21 protein-coding genes and 1 pseudogene are annotated in these 26,453 nt (G+C 64.4%); 2 read left to right on the forward strand and 20 right to left on the reverse strand.

Features of this window, described 5'->3' with window-relative positions:
* The first annotated feature begins 52 nt into the window (after positions 1 to 52).
* Together NN2_RS04340 and NN2_RS04345 are read left to right on the forward strand one after the other, a co-directional pair.
* On the forward strand, positions 53 to 622 hold the full coding sequence (locus tag NN2_RS04340) for a TetR/AcrR family transcriptional regulator (protein WP_063010583.1): 570 nt from the start codon (positions 53 to 55) through the stop codon (positions 620 to 622).
* A 117-nt stretch (positions 623 to 739) separates the two neighbouring features.
* Positions 740 to 1,258 (forward strand): DUF3558 family protein, encoded by a 519-nt coding sequence (locus tag NN2_RS04345; RefSeq protein WP_169812371.1) that lies wholly within the window; start codon positions 740 to 742, stop codon positions 1,256 to 1,258.
* A 95-nt stretch (positions 1,259 to 1,353) separates the two neighbouring features.
* Here NN2_RS04345 and NN2_RS04350 read toward each other — a convergent pair whose 3' ends face one another.
* The 20 genes and pseudogenes from NN2_RS04350 to NN2_RS04440 form a co-directional block, all read right to left on the reverse strand.
* The gene (locus NN2_RS04350; RefSeq protein WP_156511203.1) at positions 1,354 to 1,875 is read right to left on the reverse strand and encodes a nucleotidyltransferase domain-containing protein; all 522 of its coding nucleotides are present in this window, start codon (positions 1,873 to 1,875) and stop codon (positions 1,354 to 1,356) included.
* Between the two features lie 498 nt (positions 1,876 to 2,373).
* Complete coding sequence (locus tag NN2_RS04355) at positions 2,374 to 2,757, reverse strand: hypothetical protein (RefSeq protein ID WP_156511204.1); 384 nt, start codon at positions 2,755 to 2,757, stop codon at positions 2,374 to 2,376.
* An 83-nt stretch (positions 2,758 to 2,840) separates the two neighbouring features.
* On the reverse strand, positions 2,841 to 4,064 hold the full coding sequence (locus NN2_RS04360; RefSeq protein WP_063010591.1) for a cytochrome P450 family protein: 1,224 nt from the start codon (positions 4,062 to 4,064) through the stop codon (positions 2,841 to 2,843).
* Positions 4,065 to 4,109: 45 nt separating this feature from the next.
* Positions 4,110 to 5,114: a ParB/RepB/Spo0J family partition protein gene (locus NN2_RS04365; protein ID WP_218021989.1), complete on the reverse strand. Its 1,005-nt coding sequence runs from the start codon at positions 5,112 to 5,114 to the stop codon at positions 4,110 to 4,112.
* 457 nt (positions 5,115 to 5,571) lie between these two features.
* Complete coding sequence (locus NN2_RS04370) at positions 5,572 to 6,330, reverse strand: TauD/TfdA dioxygenase family protein (protein WP_082856726.1); 759 nt, start codon at positions 6,328 to 6,330, stop codon at positions 5,572 to 5,574.
* 40 nt (positions 6,331 to 6,370) lie between these two features.
* On the reverse strand, positions 6,371 to 7,492 hold the full coding sequence (locus NN2_RS04375; protein WP_063010597.1) for an acyl-CoA dehydrogenase family protein: 1,122 nt from the start codon (positions 7,490 to 7,492) through the stop codon (positions 6,371 to 6,373).
* Complete coding sequence (locus tag NN2_RS04380; RefSeq protein WP_063010788.1) at positions 7,489 to 8,616, reverse strand: zinc-binding dehydrogenase; 1,128 nt, start codon at positions 8,614 to 8,616, stop codon at positions 7,489 to 7,491. Before NN2_RS04380 ends, NN2_RS04375 begins: the two co-directional genes overlap by 4 nt.
* Positions 8,616 to 9,476, reverse strand: a complete 861-nt coding sequence (locus NN2_RS04385) for a phytanoyl-CoA dioxygenase family protein (RefSeq protein ID WP_156511205.1) — start codon at positions 9,474 to 9,476, stop codon at positions 8,616 to 8,618. Before NN2_RS04385 ends, NN2_RS04380 begins: the two co-directional genes overlap by 1 nt.
* Entirely contained in the window at positions 9,436 to 9,675 is a 240-nt protein-coding gene (locus NN2_RS04390; protein WP_063010605.1) for an acyl carrier protein, read from the reverse strand. The genes NN2_RS04385 and NN2_RS04390 overlap by 41 nt, the downstream gene beginning before the upstream one ends.
* On the reverse strand, positions 9,672 to 13,478 hold the full coding sequence (locus NN2_RS04395) for a non-ribosomal peptide synthetase (RefSeq protein WP_169812372.1): 3,807 nt from the start codon (positions 13,476 to 13,478) through the stop codon (positions 9,672 to 9,674). Before NN2_RS04395 ends, NN2_RS04390 begins: the two co-directional genes overlap by 4 nt.
* A gap of 5 nt (positions 13,479 to 13,483) precedes the next feature.
* On the reverse strand, positions 13,484 to 15,544 hold the full coding sequence (locus NN2_RS04400; protein ID WP_396925606.1) for a condensation domain-containing protein: 2,061 nt from the start codon (positions 15,542 to 15,544) through the stop codon (positions 13,484 to 13,486).
* Positions 15,545 to 15,556: 12 nt separating this feature from the next.
* Positions 15,557 to 16,534: pseudogene (locus NN2_RS39165) on the reverse strand (AMP-binding protein); the annotation flags it as partial.
* 26 nt (positions 16,535 to 16,560) lie between these two features.
* Positions 16,561 to 18,045, reverse strand: coding sequence for a class I adenylate-forming enzyme family protein (locus tag NN2_RS04405; RefSeq protein ID WP_063010611.1), 1,485 nt, complete (start codon positions 18,043 to 18,045; stop codon positions 16,561 to 16,563).
* 17 nt (positions 18,046 to 18,062) lie between these two features.
* Positions 18,063 to 18,845, reverse strand: coding sequence for an enoyl-CoA hydratase/isomerase family protein (locus tag NN2_RS04410; RefSeq protein ID WP_063910665.1), 783 nt, complete (start codon positions 18,843 to 18,845; stop codon positions 18,063 to 18,065).
* A gap of 155 nt (positions 18,846 to 19,000) precedes the next feature.
* A complete protein-coding gene (locus NN2_RS04415) occupies positions 19,001 to 20,395 on the reverse strand; it encodes an asparagine synthase-related protein (RefSeq protein WP_063010615.1) in 1,395 nt (464 codons plus the stop codon).
* 43 nt (positions 20,396 to 20,438) lie between these two features.
* A complete protein-coding gene (locus tag NN2_RS04420) occupies positions 20,439 to 21,203 on the reverse strand; it encodes a TauD/TfdA family dioxygenase (RefSeq protein ID WP_169812373.1) in 765 nt (254 codons plus the stop codon).
* 52 nt (positions 21,204 to 21,255) lie between these two features.
* A complete protein-coding gene (locus NN2_RS04425) occupies positions 21,256 to 23,379 on the reverse strand; it encodes an acetate--CoA ligase family protein (RefSeq protein WP_063010619.1) in 2,124 nt (707 codons plus the stop codon).
* Entirely contained in the window at positions 23,376 to 24,155 is a 780-nt protein-coding gene (locus tag NN2_RS04430; RefSeq protein WP_063010621.1) for an arylamine N-acetyltransferase family protein, read from the reverse strand. Before NN2_RS04430 ends, NN2_RS04425 begins: the two co-directional genes overlap by 4 nt.
* 45 nt (positions 24,156 to 24,200) lie before the next feature.
* A complete protein-coding gene (locus NN2_RS04435) occupies positions 24,201 to 25,055 on the reverse strand; it encodes an acyl-CoA thioesterase domain-containing protein (RefSeq protein ID WP_063010623.1) in 855 nt (284 codons plus the stop codon).
* A gap of 199 nt (positions 25,056 to 25,254) precedes the next feature.
* Positions 25,255 to 26,118 carry an alpha/beta fold hydrolase gene (locus NN2_RS04440; RefSeq protein ID WP_063010625.1) on the reverse strand — a complete coding sequence of 288 codons (864 nt, stop codon included), beginning with the start codon at positions 26,116 to 26,118 and terminating at the stop codon, positions 25,255 to 25,257.
* Between the last annotated feature and the right edge of the window lie 335 nt (positions 26,119 to 26,453).

The following is a 26,453-nucleotide window of genomic DNA, read 5'->3' on the forward strand; positions in this document are numbered from 1 at the left end:
ACTATGCTCCGCTTACATGAACGACCGTACCATAAACGGAGCGTGATCCGCTTTGAGTGAATCGGAGACGCGCACGCCCCGCGCGGACGCAACCCGTAACCGTGACCAGTTGCTCGCGGTGGCGACCCGCATGTTCGCCTCGGGTGAGTCCGACGCGTCGCTCCGTGCGATCGCGCGCGAGGCCGGCGTCGGCATCGGCACGCTCTACCGGCACTTCCCGACCCGCGAGTCGCTGGTCGACGCGGTCTACCGCGGTCAGGTCGTGCGGCTGACGACCGGAGCCCGCGAACTGCTCGGTTACCGGCCCCCGGCCGCGGCGATGCGGCAGTGGATGGACTTGTTCGGGGACTGGGTCGCGACCAAGAACGGGATGCTCGACACATTGCTGGCGATGATCGAGTCGGGTGAGATCGCCCACGCGCAGACCCGAACCGAGCTGCTGGAGGCCATCACCATCATCCTCGACGCCGGGCACGCGGCGGGTGATCTTCGCCGCGACGTCACCGCCGAAGACATCGCCGCCTTCCTCGTCGGCATCTTCACCGTCGCTCCTCGACCCGACCATGAACCCACCGCCGATCGCCTACTCGACATCCTGATGGACGGCCTCCGGCCGACCTGAGCCCCGGACCTAGACAACCGACGCGGAGTGCCCGACACCCATCACGGCGCTAAGGATCTGTATGGATCCTTACCCGCACCTTGCGGCGGCGCCACAGATGGCGGCATGGTGCGCCGTATGCGAAGGATCGGGCCGTTCGCCGCCGCACTGATTGCCATGATGATCTGCGTGACGGCCGGATGCTCGAGCCACACACAGCAGAATGCCGCCGTGCGGCCCTCGGTCGATCCCAACCTGCTGGCCGGATGCGGCCCGCTGTCGGATCCGGTCATCGCCGCCACACTGCGCGTGCCCGCCGTGGAACCCGAGGGCGGCTCCACCATATGCGGGTGGCGCGCCGCCTACCCCGGCGCCGGCACGGCCGAGCTCACCTACGCGTGGCTGCGCGACGACACCCTCGCCCGCGACGTCGAGGTGGCCAACCAGCAGGGGTATCAGGTCGAGAAGGTGGTGATCAAACGCTTCGGCGGTATGTACTGGCGCACTCCCCGTGACCCCGGCAGCTGCGCGGTCACCGCCGCCGACACCGGCACTGTCACGTGGTGGGTCAACAATCGTGACCACACCGCCCGGCCCGATCCCTGCGCCGCGGCGATGAACCTGATGCAGGCCACCCTCTCGATCGACGGTGTCTGACAGGTCGACATGTCGATCGGATTTGTGACTCGCAGCGATAGGTGGCGGTGTCCTCGTGCGGTTGGATCGCGTTGGTGGTCGGCGTGCCTGGGTGATCAGCTGGGACCCTCGGCCCTGAATCCGTCGAAGAGGCGGCCGCCGAATGCGTTGAGTGCCTGCGTGACGATGTCAGCCATCGGTTCGATGGCACCGAGCGCAACTGACCGCACCCCGTGCGCCAGCGTCTGCGAGTAGTCCGTGCTGGTCTCTCGATCGAGGGAGCACAGCTCGCGGTGCAGCCATTTGCCACTGCCTGTCCAATGGCCGTGCCCGGTGAGTAGCAGGTCGGCGGTGGCTCGCCACAGGTTGACCGCGATCAGCAGGCGTTCGTTGTCGTCGTGGGAACCCGCGAGATCATCGAGTAGATCGGTGATTCCGTAACGAGCGGCTTGCATTTCCGCAGCGGTGAGCGGTTCCGGACCAGCGGCCAGTTGTGCTGCGCATCTTGCCCGCAGAGGTTCACCGCTGCCGTCGTTGTCGAGCAGGATGTGGCTCTGACCGATCAGCCGCAGGGTTGCCGGCCGCCTCGCCTTTCGCTCTATGGCGAGGAAATGCTCCATCGACGTTTCGGTTTGCACGAACAGCACTACCGGCCACTGGTGATAGATCAGCGACTCCCGGTAGGGCGCTGGTGGGCCCGCAAGCAGTACGGTGATGTCCAGATCCGATGTCGCCGTGGCGATCCCGAGCGCGGTGCTGCCACCCAGCCAAGCCGCCCGTGCCTGAGGGAACCACTCAACTCCATCGAACGCGTTAGTACACGCTCACCGGGGCCTCGGGTACAACTCGCGAGCCTGCTGGGTAACGCCACTGTTCCCCTGGTGTCCGGGCCCGTGTGGGCCACGAGACCCGAAAGGCAACACACCAGATATGCTCGTTCACAACGGCTTTCGACGCCGCAATCGCGGAGACGTGATCGGACCTACCGGTGCCGGTACTCTGCTGGTTTCCCTCCTGACAGTGGGAACAGCGTCTAGGACCCATAAGGCATCTCCGGCGGCATCACCGTGACCAGTCAGTGCCTCGCTGATCGGGCCGCAGAGGCACAACGCCTGACCGAATTCGAGAGTGCATCACTATCGACGCGCATTCTCTGCCATGGATGTGGACCAGAAGTCGATGATCTTGGCCGCTTGCTCCTGTGTGATAAGGCCTTGCTCGACCGCCGTGGCAGCGACACGCACGACCATCGACTGCTCGGGCCAGTTCCTGGCATCGAAGCCTGGCGTCTCGACCGGTTCGATTCCGACGTGACCATATTCCAAGACTTCGCCGGGCACTGAGGCGATGAGCGGCTCGCCCGACGACGATTCCACCGACAGCACGCTCACATCCACGTAATCCGTACGCACCTCCAATACCAGTGCATGACGTCCATGCAAGCAATGCGCATTTACACACGGGCCGCCGATGGTTACGCGGTCGCCGATTTCCAGCGGCCAACCGTGTCGATCCAGCACGATGTCTCCTTCTGCAATGAGAGTGAGCGGGCGGGTCGGCCGAACTCAGCCGACACTCGTCCGTCAGTCAAGGGGTTCGGCGCCTAGCGCCCATCGATGTAGCGGCCCGGCCGAACCGGCAGTTCGACAAGCGCACGGGTGATTACGCTGGATTGCCAGCACAGGTCGCCAGCCGGAACCGCCAGGTCCAGTTCCGGGAAGACAGCCAGCAGGCGGGCCACAGCGATGGACACCTCGGTTCTGGCCAGAGCCGCACCGACACATCGGTGGACTCCGTACCCGAAGGCGATGTGCCGGTTGTCCATTCGAGACACATCGAACCGATGCGGCCGGTCGAACTGTTCCGCATCGCGATCGGCTGCCGCCAACGACACGAGCACGATCTGGCCGCTGTCGATACGCTGGGACCCCAGAATCACTTGCGCTGTCGTGAAGCGGTAGGTCGCCATATGGACCGATCCCTCGAACCGCAATACCTCGTCGATGAACGGTCTGATCAGATAGTCGTCACGACGAAGATCCTCGAACAGCCCACGATCCCCGAGCAGGATACGAACGGCGTTGCCGATCATCCCGGCCGTCGTTTCCTGACTGCCGAGCAGCAGCGCGTTGACCATCGCGACGAGTTCGGACTCACTCAGGTGCCCCCCGTCGTCGGTCGCGGCGATCAGCTCGGCCAGCAGATCGGTGGCTTGTGCCCCGCTGCGGCGATTCTCCACCAGATCAGCCACATAACGCTGAAACTCCGCTGCCGCGGCGTACTTTTCGTCCACGCCAGCTGTTGACAGCTGGACGGTGAGCCAGGTCTGGAAGATCGTCCTGTCAGCGACCGGAACGCCGAGCAGTTGGCTGATCACCGAGATTGCCAGCGGTAGCGCGTAGGCCTCGATGAGATCGACTTCCGGCCGGCCCGCCATATCGGCGAGCAGTGCGTCCGCGATTTCGGCGACGCGGGGCGCGAGGTCTCGCACGGCGTTGCCGGACAATGCCTTCATTACAATGTTGCGCAGCCGTGTGTGCCTGGGCGGGTCTGCGTAGAGCATGTGGTCATTCACACGAGGGTCCAAGCGCAGGACCACGTTGCCGTTTCGCTGCGCCGTCTCTCCCGCCGGACCGTAAAGGTCCTTGCTCATCGTCGGATCCAACAGGACCTGCTTGGCCAGGTCGTAGTCGGTTATGAGCCACACGCGCATTCCGCTGGGAAACTCAACATGCTGTACCGGACCACGCCGATTCAGCTCGGCGTAGGTCGGGTAGGGGTTCTGAAAGAAGTCTTCGCCCAGTTTGTAGGGCGCATCGACCGTCACGATATTGCCTTTCGTCGCCTCGACCGTAGTTGGCGAGGCGGTCAGTTACGCCACTGTCGACTGATCGCGATCGGCCAGCTCGTCTGCGAATTTGTGCCAGCTCGAGGCACATTCACGCGCCACCTTGGAGACAAGATCGACACAGTGCGGTGGCACACTTGTCACCAGCTGCTCGCGGGCTTGAGCCTCCATCAACGGCCAGCTCAGCAATCGCAGCAGAACGCGTCCCGACTCGGTGAGCCGCAGGGACGGATCCTTCTGCAGTGTTCTGAGCAGGTCTCCCGCCGGCTCGGCGCCTGGACCGACGGCGCCCGAGGACTTGCGCGCGGTGCGTTTCACCTTGGCGGGGATCGGATCTTCGCCGCGTTCGATGCGAGCGCGGACGTCACGAACCGTCGCAGGGGAAACACCTGCTGCGGATGCGATCTCACGAAGTGAAGCGTCCGGTCGTTCCGCGAGAAGCCGACTCGCGGCGCGACGCCCCTCGCCGCTGTCGATCGGACGGACCTTACCATCTCGGCCGATTCGGCCCTGCTCCTGCGGCAGCGCGTCGTTCGTACATCGGCGCAGTGCCGCAATGGCTTTCGCCGACAAACCGGTACACACCGCCAACGCCCGATCCGACCAGTTCGGATGCGATTCGAGCAGCCGCCGCGCGGCCGCCGATCGATCGGCCACCGACAGCGGAAGGCCGTGAGACACGTTGGCTCGCACCGCGATTGCGAACGCATCCGAAACGGAGCCGTCGAAAAACGTGACTTCGATCCGGTGGTCACCGCGGAGTTCCGCAGCACGTAGGCGATGCATCCCATCGATCACACGCATCGTCTGACGGTGAACGATGATCGGAGGGAGCGGCACGTCCAGCGCGGCCAGCATTTTGATGTGTTCCGAATCCTCACCGCCAAGTCGAGGGGTATCCGCATGGCGGAGCTGTGCGATGTCAACTTCGATGGCATGCGCGAGCGTCACCCCCTCGCCCTCTCGCATGTCATCGCTATTACTAAATCTATCGATTTGACTCGCGATTCTGCGACCGATTTCACTCATAGCTCTAATTGTCCCCAATCCCCTTCATTCGACAATGAGCATGCAAGCCCAGGGAACAACCGACACCGTCGGGCAATGACCAGAAAATAAGTTAGCGTCAATGCAATCTCGAAATATCACCGAGCGAAACAATCGATTTCTTTCACCTTCTACTGTGAAGAAGACTGCTCCGTCGGCGATCCATTTCCTTCCCACCCCTACCACCCGGTCATGCGTTCGACTGCGTCGGTCGCGAACAAAGTCTAGAACATGTTCTACTAGTCCGTCCACATCGAGTGACACGATGCGGATTTCGGAGACTTCCCGTTACAGACACAAAGTACGTTGCACTGCAGGAAGTTTGGCGGATGGCCCGACATCAGCAGCCGCCGGCGCGGGCCCGTCACGCCACAACGAGTGAAACATGTTAACCAGAACTTCACCCGGCGGTGCCGTCGATTTGTCCGAAATGCGTTAGTCATGCCACCGATATGCGTTCCAGTTTTCTGGGCTCCTGCTCTGAATACGCTGCACGCGCGTGCAGCACCCGCCTGTTGTCGAGCACCAGGACCTGACCGACCTGCCATCGGTGGCGGTACACCACCTCCGGCCGGTTCAGCAGATCTGCCATTCTGGCGAATAGGGCAGTACTCTCCGCCGCGGTGTATCCGACCACGGCCGCGCCGAAATTCCGGTCTGGGTCCTCGGGGTAGCTAACACCGACGTACAGCGTGTCAGCACCGGTCACCGGATCGACCCGGATCGGGCACTCCACGGGGTTACCGGCCCCATCGGCAACGTAGAAGCCGGACACGTTCGACCAGTACTCGATCTCGATACTTCGCAGCTCGTCGACGAGTGCGGCCGGCGCCACATCGAAGAACGCCTCGCTCCGCGCGATCAGGGTCTCGCCGCCCCGGATAGGCGCCTCGAGGCATTCCATCCCGATGAAGCTCACGTCGGTCGCGTTCAAGATGGCGTCGGCATGCATCGGGATCGCGCCGGTGCGGAACTGCGAGTTCTCGGTACCGGCGCGTTCCTGCATGGTGAGTCTCGTCCCGAACTGGTACGGCACCGGTTCTCCGAGTGGAGCCATGATCTGTTCGAGCGAGAGCTGGTCACCGGAAACAGGTTCCATGATCGCGAACCCGAACCGCCGCAAGCATTCTCGATACGCATCGGGATCCCGCCTGGTGCAGCGGGCTTGCGCCGCGAGCTGTCCACCCCCGACTGTCATGTTCACTTGTCCTTCCTGTCCGCCGAACGGCACGCCGGGCTCACGCCGGCGATGTCAGATGGTGAGTTGTGTAGGCCACTGCGGCGGGTCCGAACTGGAGCGCGGCATGCGCGCCTGCCGTGTGGATGTCGCGCCACAGGCGCTGCAGCGGCTGAGATGTGCTGTGCCCGTTCGAACCCGATGTTCGCATGAGACGGTCCACGGCGTCGACGAGTAACTCTGCGGCGAACGCACAGTCACGGGTGTTCCGGACAACCTCGGTATCCGTCACGACCGGCGCGGTGTCGACGACCTCGATGATCCGATCCAGAATCAGCTCCGCCGCGTCGATCTCACTGGAACTGCGGCCGTAGACACCACTCAGATGTGCGCGTGCCGAGCCATCCGACGTGTGCAGTTTCGCTGCCGCGAAGCGCTCCCAATGCGCCAGCGCACCCCGCGCCGCGCCCAGCATGGGCAGGCAGAACACCAGGACGTTCACGGCGAGCATCGGCACAGCCCGTCCGTCGGAACCGACCGGAGGTTGCCGGACTTCGGTGATATCGGTGAACGGGAAACTCATCCACACCGGTACGAAGACCTGATCGATGCGGACCGTGTGGCTGCCGGTTGCCCGCATGCCGATGTCGTCCCAGGTGGATTCGACAGTCATCGCCGTGCGCGAGACGACGAAGATCCGCGTGACGGCGTCCCCGGCGACGCGCGCGGCAAGCAACGCCCAGTCGGCATATTCGGCCGTTGTGACCAACGGCCATGTTCCCGACAGCAGCCAGCCTCCGGTCACGGGCTCGGCCGTGCCCCGGGGCGCGAACCCGCCCACCACGAACGCATCCGGCCCGGTACTCCACACCTGGCGTTGTCCTTCGGGTGGAAGGTATCCAGCGGTACGTGCCATCAGCCCGGCCAGTACCGAACACCAGGCCGTAGCTGGACATTCGGCTCCGATGATCGACACCGCGGCCTTCAGGTCCGCGAACCCGCCCTCGGCCCCACCGAACCGGCGGGGCACGAAGTGGCGCGTGAAGCCGCTGGCCACCAGAGAACCGAGCACCTCGGGATGAGGACTTCTCCGCGCCTCCGCCGTGACCGCGTGGCGACCCGCGAGGGCAGCGACATGTTGGGCATTGTCCAGCAACGAGCTGCCGCCCACGACGGTCGTCACCGGCGCTCCCTGATCGGATCCTGTTCGGCGACACCGCAATCGAGCACGGCCTTCATCACCGATCCCGTCGTCTGGGCTGTTAATGCCTCGTCGATCTGACCGAGTCCGAACAGCGTGACCAGAGACGTCAGATCGAAACGCTCGGTGAGCATCGGCAGCAGCCGGAGGTACTCGACCAGGTGCGCTCCAGAGAAGGCCCACGAACCGAAGATGTCGAGCTGGCGATACACGATCTGATGCGGATTGAACGCGGCATCACCGGCATCGGTGTACTGGCCGACGATCAGCATCGCCCCTCCGCGCCTGGCATAGTCGATCCCTTCGCGGACGGCCGTGGGCACACCGGTGCACTCGATCACGAGATCCGCTCCCCCACCGCACAACCTCCGGACCTCGTCGGCGGCCGCGGCGCGGTCACCGGCATCGACGACATCGACATGGTGGTCGCCGATGCCCGCACGGGCCGCGAGTTCGAGGCGCCGTGCGGGCCCACCGGCGAGCACTACCGTCTCGGCACCCGAACACTGGGCGATTGCCGCCGCGGCAAGCCCCACCGGGCCGCTGCCTTGCACGACGACAACCTCACCCACACGGACCGGACGACGATCGAACAGGGCATGGACCATGGTGGGCCCCGCGCACGCGAACGCCATGGCGGCCAACGGGTCCACGGTATCCGGGACCTTGACGATCGTGGTCCCGTCCCGCAAGACGATGTGGTCGGCCCAGGATCCGAACAAGCCGGGAGCCACGCTGACCGGGCGATTGACACCGCAGGTCTGCCGTTGCGCGCACAGTGTCGGCTCGCGCAGGTCCCGGCAGGCCCGGCATCGCCCACACGAGATCGACGACGCCCACATCACGATGTCGCCGACGGTGAGTGCCGCGCCGTCGGAATCCGTTCCGGCGTGTGAACCCAGCTCGTGAATCCGGCCGAGTCCCTCGTGTCCGAGCACCAGCGGTGTCGGTATCGGCAGATGTCCGCGCTGCAGGTGGACGTCGGTGCCACAGATTCCCCCGTAGTCGCACGCGACGACGATGTCGGTCGGTCCGGCCTGCGGACGCGGGAACTCACGGACTACCGGGAGCGTCCCGAACTCTTCGAGCACAACGGCTTTCGACATCACCGTGCCACCTCCATTGTGTCGGCCGCCAGGGCACCGGTATCGCGCCCGACAATGTATTCAGGGCGCTGCGTCGTCGGCAGGTTGAGCCTGTGGTTGTAGGTGATGATCAGCAATCTCCGATCCAAGGGAGACATGTTCGTCGGCGAGGAGTGCACGATCTCCGGATGGAAGAAGACGACCGAGCCCGCCGGCGCCTGAACGCTGCGGATCCCGCGCTCGGCGATCAGCCCGGTCAGTTCGCGGGGTCCGAGTGCGATGTCCGCCGGGTCGAAATGCTGCCCGGGTGCTTCGCCGTCGCGGCGGAGTCCCGGTGTCAGTCCAGCTCGATGCGAGCCCGGGATGAAGTAGAGCGGGCCATTGTATTCGGTCGAATCATCCAGCAGGACAGCCGCATTCACCAATGTGGGCGCCGGTAGCCGATCCGCGATCTTCCAGGCCGGATAGTCCTGATGCCAATCCACCTTGTTGTTGCCGAGGCCCGACTTGACGTTGATTTTGAATTGGTAGACATAGACCTCGTCGCACTTCAACAACTGGTGTACCGGGCCCAGTAGCGTTGCCGAGCGCACCAGTGTGGCGAACGTGCGGTGGCGCAGGTGAGCCGCGTATACGGCGCCGCCTGTCACGGCCCCTTCCTCGGCTACCACGTGAGGTCCGTCGATGCGTAGATCCTCGGAGTATCCGCCGTTCAATTCCGCCACCTCAGCGGCGTCGAACACATCGGACAACACCAGGAATCCGTTGTCCTCGTACTGTTTCAGCTGTTCTCTGGTGAGTTCCATCATTCCCCTCATGATCGCGGCGCGGCGAAAATGTTCATCCGACACGGCTGGTGATTTCTGCCTCGAGCCGGGCAATGGTCACCGGCCGGGTAAAGAATCCTGAGGAATCGAATTCGATATCGAAGCGATTCTCGAGCGAGGACAGTACGCGAACCAAATTCACGGAATTCATTCCTGCGCCGATGAGATCGGATTCGAGATCAGCTCCCGAGAGGTGACATCCCCGGGCACCGAGTTCCTCGATGATGACCGCCACTACATCTGTCTTGTTCATTGAAGTCCGCTTTCGATGTGCCTCTGGATATGTCGCGAGTTGTCGTCGGTGAATACGTCGAAATGGTCACCGGTGAGATCTACACTCGTCACCGCGTCCGCCCACGCGCGCCAGGCGCCGCGGGCCGGCTCCGCCGGTCGCACACTCGCCCGGCACTCGACGACGGCAGCGGTCGTGCGACGCGGCTCCCACCGGCGCAGCAGCCGCATGTTCTGGCGATATACCGCGAACCTGTCGGCCAGCACGGGCTCGTCGGCCACCGTCTCCTCCGCGATGTCGATTCCACCCGCTTGGCGGATGTCCTCGGTGAACCCCGCGAGCAGCGTCGAATCGTCGTCGGAGGCGCTCCGGGCGGTATCGGTGGCAGGGGTGTCGATCAGCACGACGCGACTCACCGTCCCTGGCGGCAGTTGCGCCGCTGCCTCGAATGCCAGCGCGCCGCCGAACGACCAGCCGACCAGGACACAAGGGATTTCCTGCCGCCCGAGATCTACCGGTAAGGCGCGTGTGCACGCGGTAGCCAGATCGGCCAGCGTGAGTGCGCCCGAGGAGCCGAGCGGCCGGTCCATGCCGATGATGTGGATATCGATGTCTCGTGGCAGCCTCCGCACCAGGTCGGAGTAGCAGGACACTCCGCCGCCGACAGGGGGGAAGAAGATCACCCGGCCGCGTGGATCGGCGACCACACGAGGCGTGAGCACCCAGACCTCGCGCGCACCGCTACCGTTCTGCGCCTCGCGGCACATCCGCCCCAGGCCATGCACTGTGGGATCGGTAAGAAACTTCCCGAAAGCCACCTCATAGCCCAGAGCGCTGCGCAGCAGCGACAGCAACCGGATCGCTTCGAAAGAGTTGCCGCCCGCGTCGAAGAAGTTCTCGCCACCTGCGGGTTTCCCCAGGACGCGGGTCCAGCAACCCGCTACCTCTTGCGTGTGGACATCCGCCGGGCCCGGCTCGGCGTCAGCGATGGCCTTTGCCGCCGGCGCCAGCGCGACCAGACGCGCGCGATCGACTTTTCCGTTGCCGGTCAGCGGGATCCGATCCAATGCCACCACGCTGCGCGGAACCATATAGGAAGGCAAATCATTACGCAGTTCCGACACCAGTTGTTCGGCCCATTGCGCGGGTGCGGTGGCGGACAAGGTCACGAAAGCGAGCACGCCCTGCCCGTCACCTGAGACGGCCGTGGCGACATCGTGCACGTAATCCTTCGCCGCGACCAGCGATTCGATCTCCCCGAGTTCCACCCGGTGTCCGCCGATTTTCACCTGACTGTCGGTACGCCCCAGGAACTCGACCACGCCGTCGCCGTCGCGCCGGCCACGATCGCCAGTGCGATACATCCAGCCATAGCGGGGATGATCGACGAAGGCTCGCGATGTCTTCTCGTCGTCGTTCACATAACCGTCGGCAACTCCGGCGCCGGCGATGTGGATCTCACCGATGTGCCACGGTTCGCATTCGTCACCGTGCTCGTCCAGAACGAGAACGTGCTGGCGCGGCAACGCCTTTCCGTACGGGATCGACCTGCCCCGGCAGTCGTCTGGAACGACTCGATGACCGATCGACCAGATCGATCCTTCGGTCGCGCCGCCCAGGCTGATCACCTCGGCCTCGGGCGCAAGCTCGGTGAGCGCGTTCGGCAGCGTCAGCGGAATCCAGTCGCCACTGAGCAGGAACGCGCGGAGGCAGGCATGGCTACCGCCCTCTTCGGCCAGCAGGGTGGCCAGGGCCGGGGCGGAATTCCATACTGTCACTCCATGTTCCACGATGATGTCGACCCAGGCCGCGGGATCCTTCGCGGTCTTCTCCGACAACAGAACCAGGGTGGCGCCGGTCAGAAGTGGGCCGAATATGTCGTAGACCGAGAGATCGAATCCGATGGACGACACCCCCAGCACGGCGTCGTTCGGCGACATTCCCAGCATGTCGTTGACCGCGTCCACGGTGTTGAGCACCGCGTCATGCCGGATAACCACGCCCTTGGGTTCACCGGTCGATCCCGATGTGAAGATCACGTAGGCGACCGGGCCGCAGTCACGGCGGACGATCGGTGTGCTGCAGCCCTGCGGCGCGACCTGTATCGGAGTGACCCCTCGATCACGCCACCGGCCGTCGACTGCGTGGTCACCGGCAGTGACGGCGAACCCAATCTCGGCCTGTGTGGTGATCCGGCTCAACCGTCCGTCCGGCACCGCGACATCGAGTGGAACATAGACACACCCCGCCAGCAGAGCACCCAAAATCGCGATCACCTGTCCCCGACCGCGCGGCACATGAATCGCGACCCGGTCGCCAACGCTCGCGCCACAGTTGATCAACTGCGACGCAACCTCCGATGCCGCCAGCGCCAGCATTCGATAGCTGAGGACACCCGCCTCGTCTCGAAGTGCGGGGGCATCGGGTGTCCGCGCTACGGTGTCCAACACGCGATCGGCCAGCGACGAGGCTGCCCCGATCGGATGTGCTGCCTCGCAGGTGCCTGCCGATACCTGCTCGCGGACAGCGTCCCAGGACGCAGAACCCGCGGACAGGTCCTCGACCAGCCGTTCGTACCGATCGACGAACGACTCGACGAATCCGGTATCGAATGCGTCAGTGCGCCAATCGAATCCCAGCCGGATGGTGCCATCGGAGTCCAGGATGACCTGGTGATCCAGCAGAACCTGCGGAACCCGCAATTGAACGCTGTCCCAGTCCCGGCGAAGACCACGTCCGGCCTCAGCGGCGCTGTCGACCTCGACCGCGGTGAACGCAAACGGATAGGCCAGACGCCGCTGCGCGGTCCCGGAATCGGCAAGCCGGGCGATCTCAGGGCCACTGAGCGAACTGTGCAAAGACTGCTCGAGAAAGCCGCTCTGGATCTCCTTGGCGAACGCGACAAATGATCGCCCAGCCCGCGACGGGACGGGAAGGGGCATCGTGGCACCGAAATTTCCCAGCGCATCGTCCGCGTCGAACCGATGCCGTTGCGACTGCAGAACGGTGATCGTATGTGCGGCACCGCCTCCCACCGCTGAGAGAAGTCCGCAGTACACCGACAGGTAGACCATCGGCACCGTGAGCCCGTGGTGTCGCGCCCGCACGGCGACAGCGTTCGCCTCGTCCGGCCGTATCCGAACCAGACGGTGGCTCATTCGGCGCGTAGATTGCCGCCAGCCCGGGCGAAGCGGCACCTCGGCAGCCGGGGGCAGATCCGACACCCGGCGATGCCAGTACCGCACATCGCGCCGCGTCGGTTCCTCCGCGCCGTATGCGGCCGACCGCGGGTCCGTGCCAGCGGAGTCCGGGGAAACCAGGCCTTCGAGAAAGCGGCTCAACGACGCACCATCCATCAGCCACATGGCATATACGACGTGCAGTCGCGCGCGGCCCGGCCCGTTCACCACGGCAACACGGATCTGGGGCCAAGAATCGAAATCGAAGCCATCGGAACGAAATTCGTCCGCGATCGCCGCATCGACGGAGTCGAAGCCGTCCGCCGGCGTGTTCCGGATCTCCACGCCGATTCGCGCATCCGGCTCGGCGGGCGTGGGGGTGAGGTCGGTTCCGATCCGGGTCCGTAACGCCGGGTCTGCGGCGACCATGGCGTCGAGCCCCGCCTGGATGTGTTCGACGCGGGCGGGCTCGATGTCGCAGGCCAGGTAGTACCGCGCCGGACTGCGGAGCTCCAATCCTTCCTGGTCGCCCACGAGATAGGCCCGTTGCATCGGACCGAGCCGGATATTCGGTGACAGCTCGGGGGTGAATACGCCGCGAGGGAATGCGACCGAGCCTCTGCTCGCGCCGGACACGGTGGTCACCGGCATCAACTCCTTGAAAGGTTATGGAAGTGCGACGCCGCCGGTGCTTGCGTGGCGGCCGATGTCACGTCGGCCCAGCCGCTCCGAACGGTTCGCAATAGGAGGGAATGGATTCGATCCACCAAGTCGGCCCCCTGTCCGGCGAGACCCAGGCGGTAGTAGTAGCTGAGGACCATCTCCGGTCCGGAGGTCTGCAGCTCTCCCTGGAGTTGGTAGCGCAGCGACCTTCCCAGAGCTCTCGGAGTCCAGGCGCCGAGGTCGCGAGGCCGCAGGCCGCGACCGGCGGGGCGCTGGTTGAACAGAACGGTTGACAGGGGGTAGCCATCGGACTCGCCCAGGCCCAGTTCGGTGACTCGTTGGTCGAATTCCCATTCACTGTTGGCCGTGCCCGAGGCGATCTGCTCGGCGAAGGCGACGGCGTTGCCGGGTAGGGAACCGGTGCCAGCCCCCCGGACGACCAGTTGGGTCATGAACATCCCAACCGCGGCGGAGCCCGCCGTCCCCCGAATTTGGCTGGGAACGACCATCGTCAGCCGATCCAGATCGAAAGTCCGGGCAACGGCGATCTCAAAGGCAGCCATCACCACGGCGAACGAGGAGATTCCCAGCGTGTGTGCGAGATCGTGCACCACACGCGAGCAGACAGCGCCCAGAGGCAGCGAGTGCAATAGCCCTTGGTTCGCGTCGGCGTTCGCGCTTTCGGGGAGCCGGACCTCTCGCACGCCGCGCAGCAGCGTCCGCCAATATTCCGCCGCTCGCGGCGGGTCGTCGGGCCGCACGGTCGCGAGACAGTACTCGCGGTAACTGCCAGGGTGCCGAGCCAGGTCGCCGGCGCGATCCGACAGCAGGGCATGCAACTCCGTGGCGAGCACATCCATGCCGAGGCCGTCCACGAAAAGGTGATGGGCGACCAGCACGATCGAACAGTCCCTGGCAGCGCTCACGAGGCCGATGCGCAACGGCGGCGGAGCTGTGGGGTCGATCAGAGCCGATACGAGTTCCGTTCGCAGAGCCTGAACGCCAGCGGCGAACGCGTTCGTACCCGCAGTGTCCGCGATGTCGGCGACCACCGTGATGGGCAGAAGATCGCCTGCGTCAGTGAAGGTCTGCTCCTGCCAATCCTCGGTCAAGGCGAGTCCGAGCGCATCGTGTCGCGCGAGCAGCCGCCCGACAGCCCGGTCGAGTTCCCGTCGTGTGATGCTCCGCTCCAGCTTGATTTCGCGGGAAAGGTTGCACCAGTTGGCGTTACCTTCGCGCATACACACCCACATGAACGCCCGCTGGCGCGTCGACAGCGGAAAGGCGGCACGTAAATCCGTGTACGCCTCAGCACTTTCCGCGCCGGTGTCATCGCCGGTGTTGGCCGCCAAAACTTCGACCGCGCCGATGAGCGTGGCAGCGTCGCGAAAACCGAAACACTGTTGAACCGACAGCGCTGTACCGTAGACCCGGTTGAGGGCGGTGACGGCGTCGAGCATTTCCAGCGAGGAGATGCCCGCGTCCGCGAATCCGGCCGTCACGGAGTCGAGATGAAGCAGTTCGAGCACGGTCTGCGGTACCCCCGCGGAAGTCGCTTCCCCGCACTGTGATTCGTCGACCTCATTGCTCAGTGACTCCAGCAGTGCCCGCCGGTCGACTTTGCCGCTGCGCAGCAACGGAAGCACGGTGCGGAAGTGAAGTACCGGCCGCGGAAGCCGCAGCGTGGCGATCAGCGAATGCGCGTTGCCAGTGACCCGATGGCGTTCGTGCTCCGGCGAGGCCAGTTCGATGAACGCTTGCGGGCCGCCCCTGTCCACCACCACACATCGACGTACAGCGGGCATCGCCTCGAGCGCATCGGCGAACCCACGATAGGAGACTCGCTTGCCGCCGAATTTGATGTCGTCCCGGGTCCGCCCTGTGATCACCCAGTCACCTGTGCCGATGCGGAAGCCGGAATCTCCTGTCCGCAACGGGTTGTCGACCGCGACAACGGTGTGCACGCCCGGACGAGCGGCTACCGGGGCGGCCAGCACTCCCAGCGCGGGCGATTGCGACCACAACAGTATTTCCCCCTCACCGGACATCGATACCTCGACACCAGGGCGCGGAATGCCCACAGGAATGGCGGAATCGCCTGCGCGGATGAATGTTTGCACATTGCGCCGGTACAGCTGCGCCAGCGTCGCCTCCGTCTGCCCGTACAGGTTCACGATTTCGGCATGGGGCGCGATGTCCGACCAACGACCGGCCACCTGCCGGCCGAGTACTTCTCCGGCGAAGAAGATCAGCCGGACCCGATCGAGTGTCCCGGCCGCGAGTGCGGGCTCGGCAGCCAGCCGCGCGGCGATCGAGGGCACCAGGAACAGGACGGTAGGACGAGTTGCACTCACGTGCCGCGCCAGGGCCGGCATGTCCAGCTGGACGTCGACCGGCGGCAGAATCACGGTCCCGGCGCTGCGGAGGATGCTCAGGATTTCGCGCAGGGACGGATCGAAATTCACGCGGGTGAGGGCGGCACATCGGTCGCTGGCCACGAGTGCAAACTCCCGCTGGAACCAGTCCAGGAAACTCGACAGCCCCGCACGGCTGCCCACGATCGCCTTCGGCTCACCGGTCGATCCCGAGGTCGGGATCACATAGCCGGTGTCGGGATCATCGAATTTCCGGCGCTGCCTCGTGGACCCGTCACCGGCCGAGGCCACCACCACCGTACCGAGGGCCGCATCGAGTACGAATTCCGCTACGCCCGAGTCGATTCCACGCAGGTGCTCCACCGGGGTAGCGTCGTTGCTGATCACCACGTCGGGACGGATTCGCGAGGCCATCCAATGGGATTGCCCCGCCGACAATCCCGCATCGACCGGGACGGGTACCGCACCAGCTCGCCACACGGCCAAGAGCGCAACCACGTAGCCCGGACTCGCAGGCCCGACCACGAACGCGGGCGAACCGGTTTCGCACACCGCCGACAGACTTTCCGCCAGTGCCGCCACGGCCTCGTCGAGCTGCGCGTAGGTCAGGTGGAGCCCGCACCATTCCAGGGCCACGTCACCACCTTGGCGCGAACCGCCCATCGCATCCCATGCCGTCTGCACCGTGGTCACCGCGCACCCCGTCCCGCGGCCGCGGTTCCGTCGGTGAGCAGTCTCTTCACGGCGTCGTAGTCGATTTTGCCGATCGGAGTTCGTGGAATCGATTCCACGACTCGGTAAAGCTGCGGTGCCTGATACGGCAGCAACGCCGACGACGTATTCCGCCGGATGTCGGCGATATCCCACCGAGACTCGGTCACCACAAGCGCGGCGACCTGCTCATCGTCACCGTCCGGGATTCCCGCGACGGCACAATCGACGACACCGGGGCAACGGCGCAATACAGATTCCACATCGACCGGCGCGACCTTGTTACCGGAGACGTTGATGAAGCTCGACAATCGCCCCCGCACGAACCAGCCGCCGGGCCGGGCCTCGACCAGATCGCGGGTCCGCAGCCAGCCGTTCACGAACATGGCCGCCGTGGCCGGCTCGTCGCGGTAGTAGCCACGCGCCAGTGACGGTGCGCGCACGTACAACTCGCACAGTTCCACCTCGCCGGCACGGACCGCCGACGGCTCCAGGCGCCACTCGATCCCCTTCATCGGTGTACCAACGGTTCCGCCCCCGGCGCACGCGGAGTCGTAGGTGATCGCGCCGATCTCCGACAGTCCGTACACCTGACGCAAAGACAGCCCGAACCGGGAACGTACAAGGTCCTGTGTCTCCGCACTGATCGGCGCACTTCCGGTGATTGCGATCCTCAGCGTCGCGAGTTGGGCGGGTTCGACTCCTCGAGTAGCCGCGAGCATGTGATACATCACCGGCAACCCGCTGATGAACGTCACCGAGTGCTCCTCGATCATCCGCGCCAGGCCGCGTCCGGTGAGGTGTGCGCCGCGCGCGAAGACCACCGTGGCCCCGCTCAACAATGCCGGCAAAGTGAGGATGTCGATTCCGTGGCAGTGCCACAAAGGCAGGGCACACAACACGACATCTGTCTGTCCCAGCGCCATCTCCGCGGACCACGATCGAACCCGGGCTGCGATGGCCCGCTGGCTCAGGACGATGCCCTTCGGCTCACCGGTCGATCCCGAGGTGCAATGGATCACGAAGTCGTCCGCGGCGTAATCCGACACCCGGCCCGTGGCCTCCGTCCGGTTCCCGGGCTCGACTACGATCGAACCCGGACGGCTCGCCCGATCCGACACCAGCGCGTCGATGTCGAATTTCGTTACCCTGTGCGCTTTTTCACTCTCGCTGAGCCTGGAGTCGAGCAAGACGACAATCTTCTTCAGTTTCGCGGCCGCGAAATAGACCGACACGAGGGTGAAGGGATCGTCCACGGCGAGACCGAGCACGCGAGCACCCGCCGCGTCGATTCGAAGTTGTTCGGCGACGGTGTCCGCGGCAGTTACCAGCTGTGCGTACGACGACCGCGCACCGTCGTAGCCGACCACCGCCACGGCCGCCGGCGACTTTGCGGCGAGCTCCCGCACTGCGGAGTACAGACAGTCGTGCTCGGTGACTTCGCTTTCGGTGACTTCGACCATCGCGATGATGCCCGCTCCTATGAAGTGGCGCTGATCGTCTCGTCGGCAGCCAGGCCGAGCACATTGTTGAAGTGTTTGTGCATTGCCTTGGCCCGGAACGCATGCCGGTGCACTGCCTTCGAGGCCTCACGGGTGTCTTCGAGTGCGGAACGCAGGCGGTCGGTGAGGACCTGCTTCGTCGCCGAGAAGCCCTCGCGCGGGTATCGGCCGAGCCGGACTGCCCGCTCCACCGCACGATCGACCAGGAAGTCCGGTTCGCAGATCTCGTCCACCATCCGCAGACTCAGGGCCGTGTCCGCCGCGATCGGCCGGCACGACATGACGATGTGCCGCGACACGTCGTAGCCCACCGTCGTTGCGAAGATCGTGGCGCCGACCGACGCCCCGATTCCGTGTTCGAGCTCCGGCATGAACATGTCGGCGCGCGTCGACATGATCCGCCAGTCGAACATCATGGCCAGCTGGAATCCGAGGCCGACGGCGTGGTGGTCGATGGCGGCGACCGTCGGCTTCGCCACGTCGAGGGTCGCCAAATACAGATTCGTGCACCAGTCGATCAAGTCGTCGACCGCGTCATCGGTAGCCACCTCTCGGACCTCGTTGAAGTCACCTCCGGCGCTGAAACAGCGGTTCCGGCCACCGGTGACGACGATGGCCGACACGGTGTCGTCCGCGTCGGCTTCCCGCAGGGCCGCCTTGATGGTCTCCGCGAACTCACGACCGACCGGATTTGTCGGCTTCTCATGGTCCAGCGTGACGATTCGCACACCGTCGACGTCGTCGATCATCACTTTCGACATGGTCGTATTCCCTTCATCACAAGAAAAATGGCCGCATCCGAGGAATTCGGATATTCGGAGATTTGAAAGTCGGGCCCGCACCGAGACCGCAGTGGAATCGATTTCGCATGGCAACAACCCGCTCGGCATCCAGTCTGTCAAATCCGGACCAGATGTCAATGGGTCCTATTTGCTTGCAGCACAACAGGATTGAACGAGTTACGATAGTCTTCGACCGCCGCATCCAGACACTTGTCATAGTCGACGTGCCCTCCTGGTGAATCGATGAGGGCATTCACCATTTCGACCTCCAATTGGGCGTAGAAGTGCTCCACGTCAACGGAATCGACACCGATGCGTCGGGCGATGACATCGTCGAGATTGCGCTCCACACCGCTGCCGTGATGCAGCGCCCGCTTGGGACGCCAGGCGATCCCCTGTGGCAGAAGATCTTCCGCGGCGGCGCGCACGTGCCCCTTTTCCCGGTTCCCGTACCGCATCGACTCCGGCGCGGTATCCAGGGCCGCCTGCACCACATCGGTTGTCCAGAACATATGAGTCTGCGAATAGCCGTGTGCGGCGGCCGCGATGCCGGAGAACTCCCCCGCGCACGCCGCATCCGCCAGTCGGCCCGCGACTGCGGCAGCGATGTCGTCCACTTCGTGAGAGTCCACGCGCAGACCCGAATTGATCAGATCGGCTCCGTAACCGGTCAGCACGACTCCCGGGGCGATACGTCCCTGCCGGTAGACACTGACCAAACCGACAGCGCCGGCGGCGGTTTCGCGGGACGGCCGGCCAAGCATTCGAATCGTCTCCGGCAGCGCCGCGAACAGCTCGTCCTCCGACAGTTCGATCCGCTCGAGCGCAACGCCGAGGAACTCCGCCAGTTCGCCCGCTTCGTTGTACTCGTTCCCGAATCGGGTGCCCAAGGTCGCGAGCCCGCCGAGCACTCCTTCCTGTTTCGCCAGTGCGGCAACCAGACCCGAGTCGACCCCGCCGGACACGACGACGGTTGCCGGTTCACCGACGGCGGCCACCGCGGCGCGCAGCACCCGGATCTGCCGTCGTCCCGCCTCAACGGGGCTCTCGCGGAGCCGAGCGGCGGGTTGCCACGTGTGGCGGGTCCGCGACGAGAGACCGAACACGGTCTCGCCGGGCCGGCGGCCGAAGACCACATCCAGGCCGCCTCCGATCTGGCGAATCTCACGCCGAACATCCCCGACCTGTGCTCGGCGATCGGATCGTCGGCCTGCCTCGGAGATCACACGCGCGATGATCGCCAGAGGGTCGGTGCCGACCAGGAAGCGTTGTCCGCCCGGCTCTTCCCAGTAGTAGACGGCGGTCGAGTTCTGCCTGCTGGTCCGCACGACCAGCTGCTCCCTGGTCCATTCGATCGAGTTGCATCCGCCGGGGTCGACGCGTGCCAGTCCCGATTCGTGGCCGAATGCCTCCACGACAACCCGGCCGGCCGTCGGTGATTCCGGAACGCCGTCGACATCGACCGTGATTCCTTCGTGCCCGGATCCGATCCCGATCAGTATCGAAGGGTGGTAACCCGTGAGTGTCATATCTTCTCCGCTCCCGTCTTCTCCGCTCCCGCCGATCCCGGCATCATCCGACCGACAGGCGAATCAGCTTGCGCGCCTGCCCCGGGAAGGGCGCGCGCCCGTGGACGACGCGCCGATTGTCGAGCACCATCACCTCGCCGACGGTCCACCGATGTGCGTAGAGGACCTCAGGAAGGCGCAGCGCCGCGTCCAGCCTGCAAAGCAGGTCAGCGTTCTGCGCCTGCGAATAGCCCGGAACCACGACATCGTGTGTGCGCATGGGATCCTCGGGATCGGACAGACCGACGACGATCGTCGTCTCACCGGTTTCGGGGTCTATGCGAAGCGGCGCCTCGCGCGGATGATCGCCCTCCGGCCGGTCCCGGTAATAGTCGGCGACACGGTTCCGGTACTCGAAAACGATGTCGCGCATCTCCTCGAGGAGATCGCGCGGCGCGTGCTCGAGGAACATCGCGGAGCTGGCGATCAGGGTTTCGCCGCCGACCGCGGGAGCGATGGCACATTTCATTCCGATGTAGCGAACGGGCGGGCCGGCGTTGAGCAGCGCATCGGTGTGCAGCGGCATACCAGCCGTACTGAACTGCAGATTCTTCGAATTCTCCTGAGGTTCGATGGCGAGTTTGGTGCCGTAGTTGTACTCGACCGGTTCCCCCAAGGGGGCCATGACGGTCTCCAGATCGAGGTCGTCGCCGCCCGGCGTCAGAACCGCGAAGCCGTAGCTGTCGATCCTGTCTCGAAGTTGATCGTGCTCGGCTGGGGCGCACACCGCTCGGCGAGCGATGAGCTGCATTTTTGTTTCGCTATCCATTTCCATCCATAGTCGAGTCGAAAAGAATTGCGGTGTGTGTCGGAGCGGGGGCTCAGCTTCGCGGTTCGAGCACCGCGAAACCGTCCGCCGCGCAGATATCTTTCGGATGCACGATCAGCGGATTGAGGTCGAGCGCACCGATCTCCGGGTAGTGCGTGCCGATGGCCCCGAGCGCCAGCAGGATGCCGGCCAGCAGTTCGCGGTGCGTATCGGTCAATCCCCGACTGCCACCGACCAATCGGCCGCCCGCCAACGATCGGATCGCATGATCCGCAGCGTCGCGGGAGAACGGAACGCGCAGCAGTTCGGTCGTGGCGATGACCTCTGCCGAGACCCCGCCGAGTCCGATGGAGACCACCGCGCCGAACGTCGGATCTCGGTGGAACCCGGCAATGAGTTCGTGGCTTCCCCCGGTGAGCATTTCCTGCACCAGCACACCACCAAATTCCGTGTTCGGCGCGTGCTGTCGTAGCGAGTCGTGTATCTCGTCGAAGGCCGCCGATACGGCCGCTGCGTCGGGCAGCGCCAATCGGACACCGTCGATATCGGATTTGTGGGCGATGCCATCCGCGACCAGCTTGAGCACCACTGGATATCCGAGCTGTTGTGCGGCGGCCAGGGCCTCGGATCGGGTGCGCGCGAGCAGATCGTGAGTCGTCGCGATTCCATAACGGCGGACGAGCTGCTTGGTCCTGTCTTCGCCGAGGGTGCCCGCCTGCCGGTCTGCGGGCGTGATCTCGAAGCTGTCGCGGGTGATCGGTTCGGCAGCAACCTTTTCCGCCGAATCCGGCCGCACCCGGTTACGGTCGGCGAGAGCAGCCAGGGCGAGACCGATCTGCGCCGCGTCGGTGTAGGCCGGCACATCGGCCTGCCCGAGCTCGCCGGGTATCAGGGTCGACAGTACGGCCACAGGTTTGGGGCTCCGGCCCGCTGTGTCGATCAGCCAGTCCAGGTCGGCACCGGGCCAGGCGACCGTCACGGCCATGTCGACGTCGTCGGAATCCATCAACGTGCGGAACGCGTCCACGTAGCAGGACGGATCGGCGGCCATATTCGCCGTTGTATCAATCGGATTCGATGTTGCCCCGTAGAACGGGAGGGGCATTCGATTCCGGATCCGGGCCTGCACCCCGGGTGAGAGTTCAGGCAGGGTCAGCCCCGCGCTCTCGATCGCATCCGCGAGCAGGACTCCTGTCCCCCCGGAGGGGGTGAGAACGCCGACCCTCCGGCCGTTACTCCGCTTGCCGGTCTGAAACATCCGACCGATATCGAGGAGCTCCGTCACAGAGCTGACGCACCGCACCCCGAACTGGGTGCACACGGCCTCCAGCACCCGGGCGGATCCGCTGATCGACGCTGTGTGACTCAGCACCGCCCGGGTGGCTCCGGCCGTCCGGCCGCCGTGCAGAAGAACGATCGGTTTATCGAGTTCGGCGGCCACGCGAGCCGCCTCGAGAAACCTCTCCGGAGCCCGGATGGACTCGCAGAAGACGAGAATCGTGCGCACTTCCGCGCGGCCCGCCAGGTACAGGATCGTATCCGAAACGTCCACATCGGCCTCGTTCCCGGTGCTGGCCAACCAGCCGAATCGGACACCGGCGCCCGCCGCCTGCGCGGCGATGTGCGACAGCAGGCCACCGCTCTGCGAGACGATGGCTACCGGGCCCGGTTCCGCCGGAAGTAGCCGGGTGTCGAAGGCGAAAGTGGCGTGCACGCGATCGAATGGGTTGACGAACCCGATGCAATTGGGGCCGAGCACTCTGATGCCGAAATCTGCTGCCACCGTGAGGAGTTGATTCTGCCACTCTCGGCCTTGCGGCCCTGCTTCGGCGAATCCGGACGAAACGATCAATGCGGCTCGGGCACCGCCGGCGGCGGCCTCGGCGAGGGCGGGCACCACACTGTCGGCGCCTACGGCGATCACGGCCAGATCGACGTCGGCGGGGACGGCGCCCATGCTCCCGTAGGCCGGGACGCCGCCGAGTTCGGGGGCACTCGGATGAATGGGGAAAACCGGCGAAACACGTTCCGCGCGAAGGAGATTGTGCAGTATCTGCGATCCGGCGTTTCCCCGACGCAGGGCACGGCCATGGTTGCTGGACGCCCCGATCACCGCCACGTTGCGCGGACAGAACAGGGCGGTCAGATCGGATTCCTCGAAGTACTCCCGGGTCATGACAGTGCGGCAGTGGGCAGCGGAAGTTCGTCGAACGGCAGGCCGAACGCGTCCTTGTAGAGCGCCAGCACCTGCCAGGCCTCGGTGAGCTCCGTGCGACGGACACCGGAGGCATCGGATTCGATCAGCGTGTGCTGGTCGAGCATGGTGATGCGACCCGATTCGGTGAGGATCGAGCACATCAGTTTCTGCGAAGCAGGCACATCCGGAGCACTGGTGGCCCACCATCCCGCTGGGAACGCGGAGAAACGCAGGCGGCGCTTCTCCAGCCGGTACTGCGGGTAGCCGTTGCGAAGCAGATCGATCGTGCCGTCCGGATTGTCGCAGATCTGGAACTCACCCTCGGGATCTGTCTGTGGTGTGCGAACGTCGAAACGAAGCGGGAAACGACTGCCACGCAGAAATCCCAGGTCCACCAGATAGGGCTCGGGCGTGCGCACGACCAGTACGAAATGCGCGAGGGATGGCAGGACCGTATCCCGGTCGAAGGCACGGCCTGCCATCACGTGAATATCGTCGAACCCGATGTGACGCAGCAGTACTTCGAAAGCGCTGTTCAGCTCGGCGCAGGCACCACCGCGACCGCGGTCGACGATCTTGGGGAATACGTCGGCACCGAGATCGATAGGCGTTTTCAGATGAAAGTCGATGTTCTCGAAGGGAATTGCGATCAGGTGTCGCTCGTGCAGATATCTCAGCGTGTCGACGTCGGGCCGCAGGGGGCCGTCGGCGCCGATTCTTCGCAGGTACGCGCGAAGGTAGTCGTCGCGGTGCATTGCTCTTCCTCTCGGGACAGTGGGCGGACGCGCGAGTTCGCCGGATCACGTGCCGGAATTACCGACCAGCTTCGCGTTGTGCGCGTCCAGACCACCGGTGGTGACACGATGCGACGAGTTCGCGAGGGCCGTGACCACGCAGGTGCCGAAGGTGCCAATAGAGTCGAACAGCGTCGCCGTGCCGACTCCGATGCCCTCCGAGCTGACATGGTTGTCGGCTTCGATGCCCATCGCTGTTCCCTCAGGCATCCGCGAGAGCGCGATCGTCAGGTCGGCATTGATGAATGCGATGCCGTCGCTGCTCCAGTTCGTCACGAAGCTGGCGGCCTCCCCGACAATAGCCGCCGCGACGAACGGTGTCAGCTCATCGCCCCGCACAGCAGACATCCCGTTGGCCCACATACGCTTTCGTGTCACTCCGGCGTGCTGACGAATGTCCCGCGACCAGCCGGTCGGATGTCCGTCGCTACCGAAAATCGGTCCTCGGGCACCGGCCCGATCGCCCGGGATCACGGGCGGCGGGACGTCAGGGCGACGATTCGGCGACCAGACCGCCGGCGTGGTGTCCTCGGAGCGCCTCAGGAAGACACAACTCGCTCGCGCCACAGTTACTTCGTCGCAGCGGACTTCCGCGTCGGCAACTCGGATCCGGCGGCCTTCTCGGACCGACCGGGTGGGAACTGTGAGTGGCTTCATCGGAATCGGCTTGAGCAAATCGACAGTGAGCCTCGCGGGACGAAATTCCGGAGCTCCGCAATTTACTTCCAGCTGCCTAGCAACAAGGGCTGCCAGGGCTTGACCGGCAACCGTGTCCGCACTCCAGGGACTTTGCGCCATTACTGTAGGGGTAAATTCCGATTCACCAGCCACGGAGAAATATGCAGGAGCATTCGACGACATGGATCGAATAATAGGAGCGGTTATCCGATTTTTCTATAAAGACCATCGATCGACGGCCACCCACGACATCGGAAGTGTTCAACTGCCCCACGGAGGCAGTTGAACACCGATCCTGTCAGCGATAACGTCGCTCATGAAGGCGCGCCGAATACGTTTCGTCCACCCGCCCAGCACCTGCAGCCACAGACGCCACCCCCACTTACGAGCCAGTTCTCTGAAGAAATTCCAGAGTGACACCTTCGAAGTCGTTCTTAGCTTCAACCATCACCCAATGGCCGCACCGTGGGAAAACATGTACTTCCGCTTTGGGAATAAGCCGCATGGGCACCAACATCATGTCCGGAGGACTTTGCCGATCATCGATTCCCCAGGTCAGCAATGTCGGGCAAGCCACTTTGTGCATCATCGACCAGTACGGAGGATACTGCGACTTTTCTTGCATCTGCCGCTGAGCCTCGAATGCCTTCGACCCGTACATTGCGGCCAACGAAGCGTGGGAATCGGGGTCAGCGGCAGTCTGCCAGCGGTCCTCGATGAGATCGTCGGTCACCAGGGACGGGTCGTATGCCATGCACTTCAGCCATCGAATCAGCCGATCCTTACTCGGCGAGTCGGCGAAGTCTTGCAGCAATCGTGTCCCTTCGCTGGGGCTAGCGCTGAAAATATTCGGACCGACACCGCCTATCGATACCAGATTCCGCACTCGCTGCGGAGCGCTGATGGCGAGATTTACCGCCACTACCCCGCCCATCGAGTTGCCGATGAACGACGCCGACTCGATCCCCAAGGCGTCCATGAACCCCTGCAGCGCAGCGCCGGCCGCCAAGACCGGATGCTTCCCCTCAACAGGATCACTGATGCCGAAGCCGGGAAACTCCAAAATGTAGCAGTGGTAGTGCTTCGCGAAGAAGTCCAGATTTCCGCTGAAGTTCTTCCATCCACTCACGCCGATCCCTGACCCATGCAGCAGGATCAGCGGCTCGCCGGCACCAGCCTCGTGGTAGTACAGCGCGCCTTGCCCCGTGTCGAGTTGCTTCAGCGTTTCATCGTACGTGTAGTCCATACCCCAAGACTAGAACACGTTCCACCTCGACCCCAGCCTCGCAACCAAGAATCACCGCCGGCGCCGCGCAACGAAACCGGTTGCGCCCCTGCCGGTTCGCCTGTGAACCAACCTCGCATCACAGTCATCCGACGTGCAACTGAGCTCCATCCGCAGTTGCACATTCGAGGCCAGCCGAGGAAGCACCACAACCGACATCTCGGTTGATCAGTCTGCGCCAGTCCTTATTTGCAACCTTATTGAGCTCATCTACTATCGCCCCCGACGCTCACAACTGAATACCTTCCGAAATACCAGCCAGCAGAATTCGGGTACTGATGCCGACCACAAAACGC

The organism is Nocardia nova NBRC 15556 (genome assembly GCF_001613005.1).
Taxonomy (GTDB): domain Bacteria; phylum Actinomycetota; class Actinomycetes; order Mycobacteriales; family Mycobacteriaceae; genus Nocardia; species Nocardia nova.

What these genes read in the sequence shown, in the direction of transcription:
- NN2_RS04425 (WP_063010619.1), bottom strand. Translation starts at nt 23,379, where the DNA reads ATGACCCGGGAGTACTTCGAGGAATCCGATCTGACCGCCCTGTTCTGT.
- NN2_RS04390 (WP_063010605.1), bottom strand. Translation starts at nt 9,675, where the DNA reads ATGAACAAGACAGATGTAGTGGCGGTCATCATCGAGGAACTCGGTGCC.
- NN2_RS04380 (WP_063010788.1), bottom strand. Translation starts at nt 8,616, where the DNA reads ATGTCGAAAGCCGTTGTGCTCGAAGAGTTCGGGACGCTCCCGGTAGTC.
- NN2_RS04440 (WP_063010625.1), bottom strand. Translation starts at nt 26,118, where the DNA reads ATGGACTACACGTACGATGAAACGCTGAAGCAACTCGACACGGGGCAA.
- NN2_RS04400 (WP_396925606.1), bottom strand. Translation starts at nt 15,544, where the DNA reads ATGTCCGGTGAGGGGGAAATACTGTTGTGGTCGCAATCGCCCGCGCTG.
- NN2_RS04345 (WP_169812371.1), top strand. Translation starts at nt 740, where the DNA reads ATGCGAAGGATCGGGCCGTTCGCCGCCGCACTGATTGCCATGATGATC.
- NN2_RS04410 (WP_063910665.1), bottom strand. Translation starts at nt 18,845, where the DNA reads ATGTCGAAAGTGATGATCGACGACGTCGACGGTGTGCGAATCGTCACG.
- NN2_RS04365 (WP_218021989.1), bottom strand. Translation starts at nt 5,114, where the DNA reads ATGAGTGAAATCGGTCGCAGAATCGCGAGTCAAATCGATAGATTTAGT.
- NN2_RS04370 (WP_082856726.1), bottom strand. Translation starts at nt 6,330, where the DNA reads ATGACAGTCGGGGGTGGACAGCTCGCGGCGCAAGCCCGCTGCACCAGG.
- NN2_RS04405 (WP_063010611.1), bottom strand. Translation starts at nt 18,045, where the DNA reads ATGGTCGAAGTCACCGAAAGCGAAGTCACCGAGCACGACTGTCTGTAC.
- NN2_RS04435 (WP_063010623.1), bottom strand. Translation starts at nt 25,055, where the DNA reads ATGTCGTCGAATGCTCCTGCATATTTCTCCGTGGCTGGTGAATCGGAA.
- NN2_RS04415 (WP_063010615.1), bottom strand. Translation starts at nt 20,395, where the DNA reads ATGACACTCACGGGTTACCACCCTTCGATACTGATCGGGATCGGATCC.
- NN2_RS04420 (WP_169812373.1), bottom strand. Translation starts at nt 21,203, where the DNA reads ATGGATAGCGAAACAAAAATGCAGCTCATCGCTCGCCGAGCGGTGTGC.
- NN2_RS04430 (WP_063010621.1), bottom strand. Translation starts at nt 24,155, where the DNA reads ATGCACCGCGACGACTACCTTCGCGCGTACCTGCGAAGAATCGGCGCC.